10 protein-coding genes are annotated in these 13,878 nt (G+C 71.6%); 6 read left to right on the top strand and 4 right to left on the bottom strand.

The window, feature by feature from the left end; genetic code table 11:
* Positions 1–12: 12 nt before the first annotated feature.
* Together LZG04_RS25075 and LZG04_RS25070 are read right to left on the bottom strand one after the other, a co-directional pair.
* Complete coding sequence (locus LZG04_RS25075) at positions 13–2,163, bottom strand: phospholipase A2 (protein WP_233820823.1); 2,151 nt, start codon at positions 2,161–2,163, stop codon at positions 13–15.
* Positions 2,164–2,283: 120 nt separating this feature from the next.
* Entirely contained in the window at positions 2,284–2,877 is a 594-nt protein-coding gene (locus LZG04_RS25070) for a TetR/AcrR family transcriptional regulator (RefSeq protein ID WP_233820821.1), read from the bottom strand.
* Between the two features lie 182 nt (positions 2,878–3,059).
* Here LZG04_RS25070 and LZG04_RS25065 point away from each other — a divergent pair, with 182 nt between their 5' ends.
* From LZG04_RS25065 to LZG04_RS25050, 4 genes are all read left to right on the top strand, one after another.
* Positions 3,060–3,848 (top strand): SGNH/GDSL hydrolase family protein, encoded by a 789-nt coding sequence (locus LZG04_RS25065; protein ID WP_233820819.1) that lies wholly within the window; start codon positions 3,060–3,062, stop codon positions 3,846–3,848.
* 116 nt (positions 3,849–3,964) lie between these two features.
* Positions 3,965–5,569, top strand: coding sequence for a carboxyl transferase domain-containing protein (locus LZG04_RS25060; protein WP_233820817.1), 1,605 nt, complete (start codon positions 3,965–3,967; stop codon positions 5,567–5,569).
* A 5-nt stretch (positions 5,570–5,574) separates the two neighbouring features.
* Positions 5,575–7,494 carry a biotin carboxylase N-terminal domain-containing protein gene (locus tag LZG04_RS25055; RefSeq protein ID WP_308199290.1) on the top strand — a complete coding sequence of 640 codons (1,920 nt, stop codon included), beginning with the start codon at positions 5,575–5,577 and terminating at the stop codon, positions 7,492–7,494.
* A gap of 3 nt (positions 7,495–7,497) precedes the next feature.
* Positions 7,498–8,652, top strand: coding sequence for an acyl-CoA dehydrogenase family protein (locus LZG04_RS25050; protein ID WP_233820813.1), 1,155 nt, complete (start codon positions 7,498–7,500; stop codon positions 8,650–8,652).
* A gap of 153 nt (positions 8,653–8,805) precedes the next feature.
* On the opposite strand, the gene LZG04_RS25045 is transcribed toward LZG04_RS25050, so the two are convergent.
* Entirely contained in the window at positions 8,806–9,561 is a 756-nt protein-coding gene (locus tag LZG04_RS25045) for a crotonase/enoyl-CoA hydratase family protein (RefSeq protein WP_233820811.1), read from the bottom strand.
* The gene (locus LZG04_RS25040) at positions 9,558–11,150 is read right to left on the bottom strand and encodes an acyl-CoA dehydrogenase family protein (protein ID WP_233820809.1); all 1,593 of its coding nucleotides are present in this window, start codon (positions 11,148–11,150) and stop codon (positions 9,558–9,560) included. The genes LZG04_RS25045 and LZG04_RS25040 overlap by 4 nt, the downstream gene beginning before the upstream one ends.
* An 88-nt stretch (positions 11,151–11,238) precedes the next feature.
* Between LZG04_RS25040 and LZG04_RS25035 the strand changes: the two genes are divergently transcribed.
* Together LZG04_RS25035 and LZG04_RS25030 are read left to right on the top strand one after the other, a co-directional pair.
* Positions 11,239–12,612 (top strand): FAD-binding oxidoreductase, encoded by a 1,374-nt coding sequence (locus LZG04_RS25035; protein WP_233820800.1) that lies wholly within the window; start codon positions 11,239–11,241, stop codon positions 12,610–12,612.
* 15 nt (positions 12,613–12,627) lie between these two features.
* Positions 12,628–13,863, top strand: coding sequence for a class I SAM-dependent methyltransferase (locus LZG04_RS25030; RefSeq protein ID WP_233820798.1), 1,236 nt, complete (start codon positions 12,628–12,630; stop codon positions 13,861–13,863).
* The last annotated feature ends 15 nt before the right edge of the window (positions 13,864–13,878 follow it).

Below are 13,878 nucleotides of genomic sequence, written 5' to 3'. Positions count from 1 at the left end.
CCGTCGGACGCGCTATGGGTGCTGGAGCGCGGGACGTGGCTGCCGGTGTTCACCTGCGTGTGCTTGCTGCTGCTTCGGCACCGCCGCCGCCAGGGCCACGGCGATCGTCGCACCGTGCAGGACCACCACCGAGCCGGTCGGCTCGAGCACCAGCAGCGGCGGCACGCAGGCCAGGGCGGTGAGCAGCCAGGGGCGGCGGCCGTGGCACGTGCCGGCGTGCGCGGTGTGCAGCAGGTACCAGCCGAGCAGCAGGTGGATCAGGTTCTGCAGCGGGTCGACCTTGAACACGACCAGCGTGCCCGCCTCGCCCGCGAAGCCGGTGACCACGAACCCGAGGACGCCCAGCACGCCGTAGCCCGCGCCGAGCGTGACGGCGAGCCGGGTGCGGTGGGTCTCGCGGGTGCGGCAGGGGCTGAGCGCCGCGTCGCGCTCGAAGCGGTGGAACACCAGCAGGACCGGCAGGAGCAGCAGCACCAGGACGGCCAGCCAGCGCGGCTTGGTGGCGACCCAGTCGAACGCGGCCGGTGAGTCCAGCAGGCCCAGCACGCCGATCACGGCGGCCAGCACGGTCAGGTAGCCGAGGTAGACGGTCATGGGCGTGGTGCGGGCGAACTCGACGACCCGCCACGGGTGCCCGCCCGCGAGCCAGGCCGTGACGCGGTCCTTGAGCAGCAGCGCCAGGCAGATCTGCGCCAGGCCCAGCACGAGCAGGCACACGGTCGGCGGGCTGAGGTTGGAGCTGCCCTCGCCGGGCAGCGGCATCATCGTGCGCGGGTACCCGCCGAACGTGATCAGCGCCAGCAACGCGGGCACGGCGGCGAGCGCGAGGGCGCCGAGGACCTGGCGCGACAGGCGGTGCAGGCTGCCGTCGGCGTAGTGGAAGCCGAGCTGTTGCAGCAGCAGCGCGCCGAGCACCAGGTTGAGGTAGCCGCCGGTGCGCCAGGTGAGGCCGATGCGGACCAGGTCGACCACGATCATGGCGGCGACCAGGGCGACCGGCGTGGCCAGCCGGGCGTGCCGGTGCAGCCAGGCCATGACCGGGGTGGCGGCGACCGCGACCAGGTACAGGCCGAGGAACCACAGCGGGCTCGCGATGAGCCGGCCGAACATCTCCACCCGCGACTTGTCCACGTCGAGCAGTTCCAGCGGCAGCGGCAGGACCAGCCAGGCCAGCACGAACGCGAGCACCGGCCGCAGCAGCCACGAGATGCGGGCGGCCAGGTAGCGGCCGTAGCCGCCGTGCTCGGCCTGCACGGCGTGCCAACTGGTGAGGTTGGCGTGGCCGCCCGCGAAGTAGAACAGGGGCGCGGCTTGCAGCGCCCAGGTGAGCAGCCACAGCCAGTTCGCGCTCACGCCCGCCCAGTGCAGCACGGTGATCAGGGACTGGCCGACGACCACCAGGCCGAGCGCGCTCAGCCGCAGGAACGTGGCGTAGCGGTCGTCGGTGGCCCGTGGCCGGGGCGCGTCCGCCGGCTCGTCGGGCCCCCGCTTGCGCGGCAGGCGGGCCAGCAGCAGGAACACCACAACGGCGCTGCCGAAGCCCCAGGCGAGCACGGGCTCGTGACCGGGCGGCCCCCAGCGCTGCCGCCACGAGTTGAACTCCAGGCCCGCCGCGTAGAGCTGGGCGGTCGCGTGGCACCGGGTGGCGTGGCCGCGCGGGTTGGCGTCGCATTGGTCGTGCATGTCCCGGGCGAGGCGGGCGTCGAGGGACTTGCGGGCTTCCTGGCCGAGCGGCCTGCCCTTGTGCTCGGCGTAGCGCAGCAGGTCGTAGCCCAGGTCGTGGGCCTTGCAGCCGGTGCCGAAGTCCCACTCGGTGTTGCCCGCGGGCCCGGAGCAGCCGCCGTTGGGGTCGATCGCGCGCACGGTCCCGTCGGCCGCCGTGATCGTGATCGGCCTGCGGTTGGTGACCTCGTCGAAGTCGGCCGGGAACCCGGTCAGCGGGTCGGTCGGCGATGGGTGGGCCATCGCCTCGACGGCCTTCGCCGCGACCGCGACGTCGCCGCTCAACGGGGAGGTGTCCGTCGCGCCCGCCGGCCGGGAGGCGATCACGCCGCACACGAACACGGCCAGCGCCACGAGCACGAACCTGAACCAGCCGGGCAGGCGGGCGAGCAACCGGAGCCCCGGCCACCCCCCGGTGGTGTTCACCGCATCGTCACCCATCGGCCGCCCAGCGTACCGCGCGTGTCCTACCTTCAGAACGCGCGTGTCGTACCTTCAGAACGCGCGTGTCCTACGTTCAGGACCCCCGAGTTGAACGCTCGGAACACGCGACCTGTGCGTTCACGGCCGCACGGGCAGCGCGCCCGACAACGACGCCAACGCCATCTGCGAGAGCAACGCGGCCATCTGGTCGCGGTCGAGGTGCGCGCTGTGCGGCGTGGAGTTGATCAACCCGAACACGGCGTGCGCCGCCGCACGGGCGGTCGGCTCGTCCACCTCCGGCGACGTCTTGCGGATCGTCTCCACCCACACCTCGACGTAACGCCGCTGAAGGGCCCGCACCCGCCGCCGGTCGGGGTCGGTCAGGTTCGCCAGGTTGCGGATCTGCACGGTGATCAACGCCGGGTCGTCCAGCGCGAAGTCGACGTGCCACCGGATCAATTCCCGAAGCGCCTGCCCCGGCTCGCCCGACGCGGCCACCCGGTTCAGCCCGCCGTCCAGCAGCCGCTCGCTGATGGAGGTGAGCATCTCGCCCAGCATCGCGTCCTTGCTGCGGAAGTGCCGGTACAGCGCCGGCCCCGAAATCCCCACGGCCGCACCGATGTCGTCGATGCCGACGCCGTGGAAGCCGTGCCGGGCGAACAGCTCGGCGGCGGCGGCCAGGATCTGGTCCCGGCGGGTTTGCTTCGCTGGCTCGGCTGACACGCCGCTCATCTTAAACGTCCAGCCCAGTCCACGTAAACGGGCGTTAACCCGGCGGTCGCGAAGTGATCACCGACCGGCCGGCGAAACGCGTAGTTAACTCTTGACCCACTCTTTTTATATAGGACTACTTACTGGTAACTCTTGTTGTGCTCCGCATCACACCCTGCGTTGTTTCCCTCCGGGAGGCTCCGATGCGCCTTGTCCGAACCCTGTCCAGCGCCGCGCTGGCAATAGCCGCCGCGCTGGCGCTGGTCGTGCCGGCCGAAGCCGCCGGCGAGAACTACGTCGCGCTCGGCGACTCGTACTCGTCCGGGACGGGCACCGGCTCGTACTACAGCGACTCCGGCAGCTGCAAGCGCAGCCAGTACAGCTACCCGGCGCTCTGGGCCGCGTCGCACGCGCCGGCGTCGTTCAAGTTCGTGGCCTGCTCCGGCGCCAAGACCGGTGACGTGCTCGCCAACCAGGTCGGCGCGCTGTCCGCGTCGACGTCTCTGGTCAGCATCTCGATCGGTGGGAACGACGCGGGCTTCACCGACGTGATCACCACCTGCACGTTCGGCTCCGACTCCACCTGCGTGAACCGGGTCAACCAGGCCAAGGCCTACGCCACCGGCACCCTGCCGGGCCTGCTCGACAACGTCTACGCGCAGATCCGCACCCGTGCGCCGTCCGCGACCGTCGTCGTGCTCGGCTACCCGCGCCTGTACAAGGTGCCGGGCAGCTGCTCGGTCGGCCTGAGCGACACCAAGCGCGCGGCGATCAACTCCGCCGCCGACACCCTGCACCAGGTCATCTCCGCCCAGGCGGGCGCGAAGGCGTTCGCCTACCGCGACCTGCGCACCCCGTTCACCGGGCACGAGATCTGCTCGTCGGACTGGTGGCTGAACAGCCTGTCCTGGCCGGTGGAGGAGTCCTACCACCCCAACCGCAACGGCCAGCGCCTCGGCTACCTGCCGCAGCTCACCGCCGTCACGGGCTGACCTACGACGGCACCACCCGAAGGGGGTCGCGCCCGCGGCCCCCTCCGGCTTGTGAACCGGCGTTAACAGCCGCTAACATCTCCTCAGGTTAACGACGGCTAACCGCGAGGAGCCCGATGGACGCCCCGGTGCTGCGCAGCACGGCCGACAAGTCGGCCGACGCCTTCCGGCGCTACCACGAAGAACACGCGCGGCTCGTGCACGACCTGCGCGCCAAGCTCCGCCAGGCCGCCCTCGGCGGTCCGGAGAAGGCCCGCACCCGGCACGTCGAGCGCGGCAAGCTGCTGCCGCGCGACCGGGTCGACGCGCTGCTCGACCCCGGCTCGCCCTTCCTGGAGCTCTCGCCGCTGGCCGCGAACGGCATGTACGGCGACGAAGCGCCCGCCGCGGGCGTCATCACGGGCGTCGGCCGCGTGTCCGGCCGCGAGGTCGTGGTCGTCGCCAACGACGCCACCGTCAAGGGCGGCACCTACTACCCGATGACGGTGAAGAAGCACCTGCGCGCCCAAGAGGTGGCGTTGCAGAACAACCTGCCGTGCGTCTACCTGGTGGACTCCGGCGGCGCGTTCCTGCCCCGGCAGGACGAGGTGTTCCCGGACCGCGAGCACTTCGGCCGGATCTTCTTCAACCAGGCCACCATGTCCGCCCGCGGCATCCCGCAGATCGCCGCCGTGCTCGGCTCGTGCACGGCGGGCGGCGCGTACGTGCCCGCGATGTCGGACGAGGCGGTGATCGTGCGCGGCCAGGGCACGATCTTCCTCGGCGGCCCGCCGCTGGTGAAGGCCGCGACCGGCGAGGTCGTCACGGCCGAGGAGCTGGGCGGCGGCGAGCTGCACTCGCGCACGTCCGGCGTCACCGACCACCTCGCCGAGGACGACGCCCACGCGCTGCGGATCGTGCGCTCGATCGTCAGCACGCTGGGACCGCGCGCGCCGCGGCCGTGGCAGGTCGAGCCGGCCGTGGAACCCGCGGTCGACCCCGCCGAGCTGTACGGCGTCGTGCCGACCGACAGCCGCACCCCCTACGACGTGCGCGAGGTGATCGCGCGGATCGTGGACGGCAGCCGGTTCCAGGAGTTCAAGAAGGAGTACGGCGCGACGCTGGTCACCGGCTTCGCCCGCATCCACGGCCACCCGGTCGGCATCGTGGCCAACAACGGCGTGCTGTTCGGCGAGTCGGCGTTGAAGGGCGCGCACTTCATCCAGCTGTGCGACCAGCGGTCCGTGCCGCTGGTGTTCCTGCAGAACATCAGCGGGTTCATGGTGGGCCGCGAGTACGAGGCGGCGGGCATCGCCAAGCACGGCGCGAAGATGGTGACGGCGGTGGCGTGCGCGCGGGTGCCCAAGTTCACCGTGGTCATCGGCGGGTCGTTCGGCGCGGGCAACTACTCGATGTGCGGGCGGGCCTACTCGCCCCGGTTCCTGTGGATGTGGCCCAACGCCCGGATCTCCGTGATGGGTGGCGAGCAGGCGGCCTCCGTGCTGGCGACCGTGCGGCGCGACCAGCTCGGCGACGCCTGGTCGGCCGACGACGAAGAGGCGTTCAAGGCGCCGATCCGGCAGCAGTACGAGGACCAGGGCAACCCCTACTACTCCACGGCCAGGTTGTGGGACGACGGCGTGATCGACCCGATGGACACGCGGATGGTGCTGGGCCTGGCGTTGTCCACGGCGGCGAACGCCCCGATCGAGCCGGTTTCCTACGGCGTCTTCCGGATGTGATGAGCATGGTGGACAGCGTTCTGGTGGCCAACCGCGGCGAGATCGCGGTGCGGGTGATCCGCGCGTTGCGGCGGCTCGGCATCCGGTCGGTGGCCGTCTACAGCGACGCCGACGCCGACGCGCTGCACGTGCGGCTGGCCGACGAGGCGGTGCGGATCGGGCCCGCGTCGGCGCGGGAGAGCTACCTGTCCGTGGAACGGGTCGTCGAAGCGGCGCTGGCGACGGGTGCGCGGGCCGTGCACCCCGGGTACGGCTTCCTCGCCGAGAACGCGGACTTCGCGCGGGCGTGCGAGAAGGCCGGGCTGGTGTTCATCGGGCCGCCGGCCGACGCGATCGAGGCGATGGGCGACAAGATCCGCGCCAAGCTGACCGTGGCGGCGGCGGGCGTGCCGGTGGTGCCGGGGCGAACCGAGGTCGGGATGACCGACGACGACCTGGTGGCCGCGGCGGCGGAGATCGGGTTCCCGGTGCTGCTCAAGCCGTCCGCCGGCGGTGGCGGCAAGGGCATGCGGCTGGTGGAGGCCGAGGCCGGGCTGCGTGACGCGATCGAGTCGGCCCGGCGCGAGGCGCGCGGGTCGTTCGGCGACGACGCGTTGCTGATCGAGCGGTTCGTCGGCAACCCGCGGCACATCGAGATCCAGGTGCTGGCCGACGCGCACGGCGGGGTCGTGCACCTCGGCGAGCGCGAGTGCAGCTTGCAACGGCGGCACCAGAAGATCATCGAGGAGGCCCCGTCGCCGCTGGTGACGCCCGAGCTGCGGGAGGCCATGGGCGCGGCGGCGGTGGAGGCCGCGCGGTCGGTCGGGTACGTCGGCGCGGGCACGGTCGAGTTCATCGTGGACGGCGCGTCCGGCGACTACTACTTCATGGAGATGAACACCCGGCTCCAGGTCGAGCACCCGGTGACCGAGCTGGCGACCGGGGTCGACCTGGTCGAGTGGCAGTTGCGGGTGGCCGCGGGCGAGCCGCTCGGGTTCACCTCGGTGGCGTTCACCGGGCACGCGGTCGAGGCCCGCGTGTACGCCGAGGACCCGGCCCGCGGGTTCCTGCCCACCGGCGGCACGGTGCTGGCGCTGGAGGAGCCGGACGACGTGCGGGTCGACTCGGCGTTGCGCGTCGGGCTCGTCGTGGGCAGCGACTACGACCCGATGCTGGCCAAGGTGATCGCGCACGGGGCGACGCGGGACGAGGCGCTGCGCAGGCTGCACGCGGCGCTGGGCCGGTTCACGGTGCTGGGCGTGACGACGAACGTGCCGTTCCTGCGGGCGTTGCTGGTCGACCCGGACGTGCGGTCGGGTGCGCTCGACACCGGGCTGGTGGAGCGCAAGCTCGACGCGCTCGTGGCGGGCGAGCGGCCGGACGAGGTGCTGGCCGCGGCGGCGTTGGAGCGGCAGCTGTCGTTGGGCGGCGGTGACGACCCGTGGGCCCGGTCGGACGGGTGGCGGGTCGGCGAGCACGCCTGGACCCGGTGGCTGATCGACGGCGTCGAGGTGCGGGTGCGCGGTGACGAGGTGTCGGTCGCGGGCGGTGAACCGGTGCGGCACGCGGTGCGGGTCGACGGCGACCGGTTGGTCGTGGACGGGCGGCGGTACGCGATGTGCCGGGACGGGGACGTGCTGTGGCTGGGCCGTGACGGCCACGCCTGGGCGTTGACCGAGACCCGGCCGTCGGAGGTCGCCGCTTCGGGTGCGGCCGCGGGTGGTGGACCGGTGACCAGTCCGATGCCCGGCACGGTGCTGCTGGCGCGGGCCGCGGCGGGGGACCACGTGACCGCCGGGCAGGCGTTGTTCGTGGTCGAAGCGATGAAGATGGAGCACACCGTCACGTCACCCGTGGCCGGTGTGCTCACCGAAGTGCACGTCCAGGCGGGCCAACAGGTCGCGCTGGACCAACCCCTGGCCGTCGTCGTGCCCCACGAGGAGTGAGCGATGCTGGACTTCCGCCTTGACGAGGAATACGAAGCGCTGCGCAAGACCGTGCAGGAGTTCGCGCGCGACGAGGTCGCGCCGGTCATCGGCGGGTTCTACGAGCGCGAGGAGTTCCCGTACGAGATCGTCGCCAAGATGGGGCGGATGGGCCTGTTCGGGCTGCCGTTCCCGGAGGAGCTCGGCGGGATGGGCGGCGACTACTTCGCGTTGTGCCTGGCGCTGGAGGAGCTGGCGCGGGTCGACTCGTCGGTGGCGATCACGCTGGAGGCGGGCGTCTCGCTGGGCGCGATGCCGCTGTTCCGGTTCGGCACGGCCGAGCAGAAGGCCACCTGGCTGCCCCGGCTGTGCTCGGGGTCGGTCCTGGGCGCGTTCGGGCTGACCGAGCCCGGCGGCGGGTCGGACGCGGGCGCCCTGCGGACCACCGCACGGGTCGACGGCGACGAGTGGGTGCTCAACGGCACCAAGGCGTTCATCACCAATTCGGGTACGGACATCACCGGGTTGGTGACGGTGGCGGCGGTGACCGGGCGGCGGGAGAACGGCAAGCCGGAGATCTCGGCGATCATCGTGCCGTCGGGCACGCCCGGGTTCACCGTGTCGAAGAAGTACTCCAAGGTCGGGTGGAACGCGTCCGACACGCGGGAGCTGTCGTTCCAGGACTGCCGGGTGCCGTTGGCGAACCTCGTCGGCGAGCGCGGGCGGGGGTACGCGCAGTTCCTCCAGACGTTGGACGAGGGGCGGGTGGCGATCGCGGCCATCGGCGTCGGCCTGGCGCAGGGGTGCGTGGACGAGTGCCTGCGGTACGTGGGCGAGCGCGAGGCGTTCGGGCACAAGATCGGGCAGTACCAGGCCATCCAGTTCAAGATCGCCGAGATGGAGGCCCGCACGCACACCGCGCGGCTGGCGTACTACCAGGCGGCGGCGAAGATGCTGCGCGGCGAGCCGTTCAAGCGGGAGGCGGCGATCGCGAAGCTGGTGTCGTCGGAGGCGGCGATGGACAACGCGCGTGAGGCGACGCAAATCTTCGGCGGCTACGGCTTCATGAACGAGTACCCGGTGGGCCGCTTCTACCGCGACGCCAAGATCCTGGAGATCGGCGAGGGCACGAGCGAGGTCCAGAAGATGCTGATCGCCCGCGACCTGGGCCTCCACTAACCCCCCGCGAGAGTCCTACGTTCACGCCGCGAGAGTCCTACGTTCGGAACCCCCGAGTTCACCACTCGACCGACCGCTCGGTATGCCGAACGTTGAACTCGGGGGTCGTGAACGTAGGACTCTCGCGTGCTGGAGGTAGGACTCTCGCGGGGGTTAGAAGTGGCCGTGGCGGCCGTGGCCCGAGTGGAAGCGGCGCAGGCCCCGGTCGACCTCGGTCAGGGAGGTCAGGCCGTGGGCCAGTTCGTTGGCCAGGGCGTCCGGTTCGGGGAGGGACTCCTGTTCCAGCACGGACAGGCGGTCGTGGCGCAGGCACAGTTGGGGGAACGACGACAGCTCCAGCGCCAGGGACTCGGCGGCCGAACGGGAGGTGCCCGGCGGGACCACGCGGTTGGCCAGGCCGATGGCCAGGGCTTCGTCGGCCAACACCGGGCGGCCCGTCAGGATCAGGTCCATGGCGCGGGACGTGCCGATCAGCCGCGGCAGCCGCACGGTGCCGCCGTCGACCAGCGGCACGCCCCAGCGACGGCAGAACACGCCGAAGACCGCGTCGGCGTCCACCACCCGCAGGTCGCACCACAGCGCCAGCTCCAACCCGCCCGCCACCGCGTGCCCGGACACGGCCGCGATCACGGGCTTCGACAGCCGCAACCGGGTCGGACCCATCGGCCCGGACGGTGACGCCGCGTCGTTGCCGCGCGGCGTCCCCAGCGCCTTCAGGTCCGCGCCCGAGCAGAACGTGCCGCCCTCGCCGTGCAGCACGGCCACCGCGGCGGTCGGGTCCTCGTCGAACTCGCGGAACACCTCGGTCAACGTGTGCGCGGTCGGCCCGTCCACCGCGTTGCGCACGTCCGGCCGGTTCAGCAGCACCGTGAACACCGGACCCGACCGCTCCACCCGCACGGCGCTCACGGCTTCGGCAACCCCCGTTCCACGATCGCGCCGAAGTCCACCCCGCGCGGCAGCGTGCCGAACGCCACGCCCCAGTCGCCGGACAGCCGCGACGCGCAGAACGCGTCCGCCACCGCCGGGTGCCCGTACCGCACCAGCAACGCGCCCTGCAACGCCAACGCCATCCGCTCCACCAACCGCCGCGCCCGCACCTCCAGGTCCGTCACGTCGGTCAGCTCGGCCTTGATCCCGTCGACCGCCGCGTCCAGCCGACGGTCCGCGCCCCGCGCCGCGTCCAGCTCGCCGAAGAACTCCTCCACCGCACTGGGTGAACGCCCGAGCGCGCGCAACGCGTCGAGCGCCGCCACGTTCCCCGAACCCTCCCAGATGGACATCAACGGCGACTCGCGGAACAGCCGCGGCATCCCCGAGTCCTCGATGTAGCCGTTGCCGCCCAAGCACTCCAACGCCTCGGCGGCGTGCGCGGGCGCCCGCTTGCACACCCAGTACTTGCTCACCGCGAGGCCCAGCCTGCTGCGCGAGCCCGCCAGCCACAACGCCACCGTGGTCGCCGCCTCCGACTCCACCGCCAGGTCGGCCAGCACGTTGCGCATCGCGGGCTGGTCGACCAGGTAAGCGCCGAACGCCTTGCGGTGCGCCGCGTGGTGCGTGGCCTGGGTCAGCCCCAGCCTCATCCCGGCCGCCGAGCCGAGCACGCAGTCCAGCCGGGTCATGTTGACCATCTCGATGATGGTCCGCACGCCCTGCCCCTCCTCGCCGACCAGCCACCCGACCGCGCCGTCGTACTCCAGCTCCGCGGACGCGTTGGACTTGTTGCCGAGCTTGTCCTTGAGCCGCTGGAGGAACATCGCGTTGCGCGTGCCGTCGGGCAGCACGCGCGGCAGCACGAAGCACGACAGCCCGCCCGGCGCCTGCGCCAGGGTCAGGAACAGGTCCGACATCGGCGCGGAGGTGAACCACTTGTGCCCGGTCAGCAGGTAGTGGTCGCCGGCGGGCACGGCGCGCGTGGTGTTCGCCCGGACGTCCGAGCCGCCCTGCTTCTCGGTCATCGACATGCCCGCGATCAACCCGCGCTTGGACGACGGCTCGCGCAGCCCGAAGTCGTACTCGCGCGACGCCAGCAGCGGCTCGAACCGTTGGGCCAAAACGGGTGTACGGCGCAAAGCGGGCACGGCGGCGTACGTCATCGAGATCGGGCACCCGTGGCCCGCCTCGGCCTGGCTCCACACGTAGAACTTGGCCGCGCGGGCGACGTGCGCGCCCGGCCGGTCGTCCGCCCACGGGGCCGCGTGCAGGCCGTGCGAGACGGCGGTGGTCATCAGCTCGTGCCAGGCGGGGTGGAACTCGACCTCGTCGATCCGGTGGCCGTACCGGTCGTGGGTGTGCAGCACGGGCGGGTGCGCGTTGGCGAGCCGTCCCAGGTCCTGGACGTGCGGGGTGCCCGCGAGCACGCCCAGCTCCCGGACGTCGGCCTCGGCCCACTCCGCGCCGCCGCGCCGCAGGCCGTCCAGCAGCGCCGGGTCCGCGGCGACGTCGTGGCCGGCCAGCGGCGGGACCTGGTTGGTCACCTCATGAGTGGCGTGGGTCATAACCGCCTAGAGTACTACTCGTCGGTAACTTGGACAGCCGTGAAATTTGGGGGTGCTGATCAAGCTCCGGCGGCCTAACGTCGGTGCCGTGAGGGATCACGCACGGCTGAGCCGGGAGTCCGACCACGAGCGAGCGGTGGCCGCGTTGCGCGGTCAGTACGCGGCGATCCCGGCCGGTGCGCCGGTGCGCCTGGCCAAGTCGACGTCGAACCTGTTCCGGTTCCGCGCCGACCAGGGCGGCGGGCTCGACGTGGCCCGGTTCGACCGGGTCCTGTCGGTGGACGTCGAGGCGCGGACCGCGCAGGTCCAGGGCATGACGACCTACGAGCACCTGGTCGACGCCACCCTGCCGCACGGCCTCATGCCGCTGGTCGTGCCGCAGCTCAAGACGATCACGCTGGGCGGCGCGGTGGCCGGCCTCGGCATCGAGTCCAGCTCGTTCCGCAACGGCCTGCCGCACGAGTCCGTGCGCGAGCTCGAGGTGATGACCGGCGACGGCGAGGTCGTCGTGGTGAAGCCGGGCGACGACCTGTTCCGCGGTTTCCCGAACTCCTACGGCACGCTGGGCTACACGCTCCGGTTGGACATCGAGCTCGAACCGGTCAAACCGTACGTGCGGCTGCGGCACGTGCCGTTCGCCGACGCGGCCGAGTGCGCCGAGGTGATCGCGCGGGTCTGCGCCGAGCGCTCCTACCAGGGCGAACCGGTCGACTTCGTGGACGGGACCGTGTTCACCGGCCGCGAGCAGTACCTGACGCTGGCGAACTGGGCCGACACCGCGCCGTTCACCTCGGACTACACCGGCAACGGCATCTACTACCGGTCGATCCAGCGGCGCAGCGTCGACTACCTGACCGTGCGCGACTACCTGTGGCGGTGGGACACCGACTGGTTCTGGTGCTCGCGCGCGTTCGGCGTGCAGCACCCGGTCGTGCGGCGGCTCGTGCCCAAGCGCTACCTGCGCTCGGACGTGTACCGCAAGGTCGTGGCGTGGGACCGGCGGCACAAGCTGTCCGCCCGGTTGAGCAAGGCGGTGCAGGAACCGGTGATCCAGGACGTGGAGATCCCGGTCGACCGGCTCGCCGAGTTCCTCGACTTCTTCCACCGCGAGATCGGCATCAGCCCGGTGTGGCTGTGCCCGGTGCGGCTCAGGGAGCAGGCCGACGGGAGCCGGACGAACTGGCCGCTGTACCCGATGGACCCGGACGTGCTGTACGTCAACGTCGGCTTCTGGTCGACGGTGCCGTTGCGGCCCGACGAGGAGATGGGCAGCCGCAACCGGCTGATCGAGGAGAAGGTCACCGAGCTGGGCGGGCACAAGTCGCTGTACTCCGACTCCTACTACGACGAGGAGGAGTTCTGGGACAACTACAGCGGCCCGACCTACCAGGACCTGAAGAAGCGGTACGACCCGGCGGGCCGGCTGCCCGATTTGTACGCCAAGTGTGTTCTCCGTAGGTGAAGGGAGCCGGGGCCAATGCGGTTGGCGGAGGTGTTCCAGCGGGCGGTCGGAGGTGGCGCGTCCGTGCGGTTCAGCGCGTACGACGGCAGCCACGCGGGGCCGGCCGACGCGGGTGTGAGCATCGAGGTGCGCACACCGGAGGCGTTGTCGTACCTGGCGTCCGCGCCGGGTGAGCTGGGGTTGGCGCGGGCGTACGTGACCGGGCACCTGGAGATCATCGGCGACGTTTACGGCGCGTTGAAGCAGCTGTCCGAGATCTCGTTGCGCGAGGTGCCGTGGGGTGAGCGGTTGGAGCTGCTGGCCACGCTCGGGCGCACCCGGTTGGGCACGAAGGTGGAGGTGCCGCCGCAGGAGCGCCGGCTGCGCGGCCTGCGGCACTCCAAGGCGCGTGACCGCGAGGCGATCGCGCACCACTACGACGTGTCGAACACGTTCTACGAGTGGGTCCTCGGTCCGTCCATGGCGTACACGTGCGCCGTGTACCCGACCGCGGAGTCCACCCTGGAGCAGGCGCAGTTCGCCAAGCACGACCTGGTGGCGCGCAAGCTCGGGCTCAAGCCGGGGATGCGGCTGCTGGACGTCGGCTGCGGCTGGGGCGGGATGGTCATGCACGCCGCGCGCGAGTACGGCGTGAAGGCGCTCGGCGTGACGTTGTCGCGCAACCAGGCCGAGTGGGCGCAGAAGGCGATCGTGGAGGCCGGGCTGTCCGACCTCGCCGAGGTGCGCTACCTCGACTACCGCGACGTGCGGGAGACCGGGTTCGACGCGGTCAGCTCGATCGGCCTGACCGAGCACATCGGCAAGGCGAAGCTGCCCGGGTACTTCCGGTCGCTGTACGGCAAGCTCAAGCCCGGCGGGCGGATGCTCAACCACTGCATCACCCGGCCGGACAACAAGCAGCCCGCGCGGACCGGCGGTTTCATCAACCGGTACGTGTTCCCGGACGGCGAGCTGGTCGGGCCGGGGCACATCGTGTCGCTGATGCACGACACCGGGTTCGAGGTGCGGCACGAGGAGAACCTCCGCGAGCACTACGCCATGACGTTGGCGGCGTGGTGCGAGAACCTCGAGAAGCACTGGGACGACGCGGTGAGCGAGGTGGGGCTGGGCCGGGCCCGGGTGTGGCGGCTGTACCTGGCCGCGTCCCGGTTGGGCTTCGAGCGCAACAACATCCAGCTGCACCAGGTGCTGGGCGTGAAGCTGGACGGCACCACGTCGCACATGCCGTTGCGGCCGGAGTGGCTGGGCTGAGGCCGTCGGGTGGCG

The sequence above is a fragment of the Saccharothrix sp. S26 genome, assembly GCF_021390395.1.
GTDB lineage: Bacteria > Actinomycetota > Actinomycetes > Mycobacteriales > Pseudonocardiaceae > Actinosynnema.
Note: the sequence above shows the minus strand (reverse complement) of the source record. Positions and strands in the feature narration are given on the sequence as shown.

Coding starts and splice junctions, on each gene's coding strand:
- LZG04_RS25050 (WP_233820813.1), top strand. CDS start 7,498: ATGCTGGACTTCCGCCTTGACGAGGAATACGAAGCGCTGCGCAAGACC.
- LZG04_RS25040 (WP_233820809.1), bottom strand. CDS start 11,150: ATGACCCACGCCACTCATGAGGTGACCAACCAGGTCCCGCCGCTGGCC.
- LZG04_RS25075 (WP_233820823.1), bottom strand. CDS start 2,163: ATGGGTGACGATGCGGTGAACACCACCGGGGGGTGGCCGGGGCTCCGG.
- LZG04_RS25030 (WP_233820798.1), top strand. CDS start 12,628: ATGCGGTTGGCGGAGGTGTTCCAGCGGGCGGTCGGAGGTGGCGCGTCC.
- LZG04_RS25060 (WP_233820817.1), top strand. CDS start 3,965: ATGGACGCCCCGGTGCTGCGCAGCACGGCCGACAAGTCGGCCGACGCC.
- LZG04_RS25070 (WP_233820821.1), bottom strand. CDS start 2,877: ATGAGCGGCGTGTCAGCCGAGCCAGCGAAGCAAACCCGCCGGGACCAG.
- LZG04_RS25055 (WP_308199290.1), top strand. CDS start 5,575: ATGGTGGACAGCGTTCTGGTGGCCAACCGCGGCGAGATCGCGGTGCGG.
- LZG04_RS25065 (WP_233820819.1), top strand. CDS start 3,060: ATGCGCCTTGTCCGAACCCTGTCCAGCGCCGCGCTGGCAATAGCCGCC.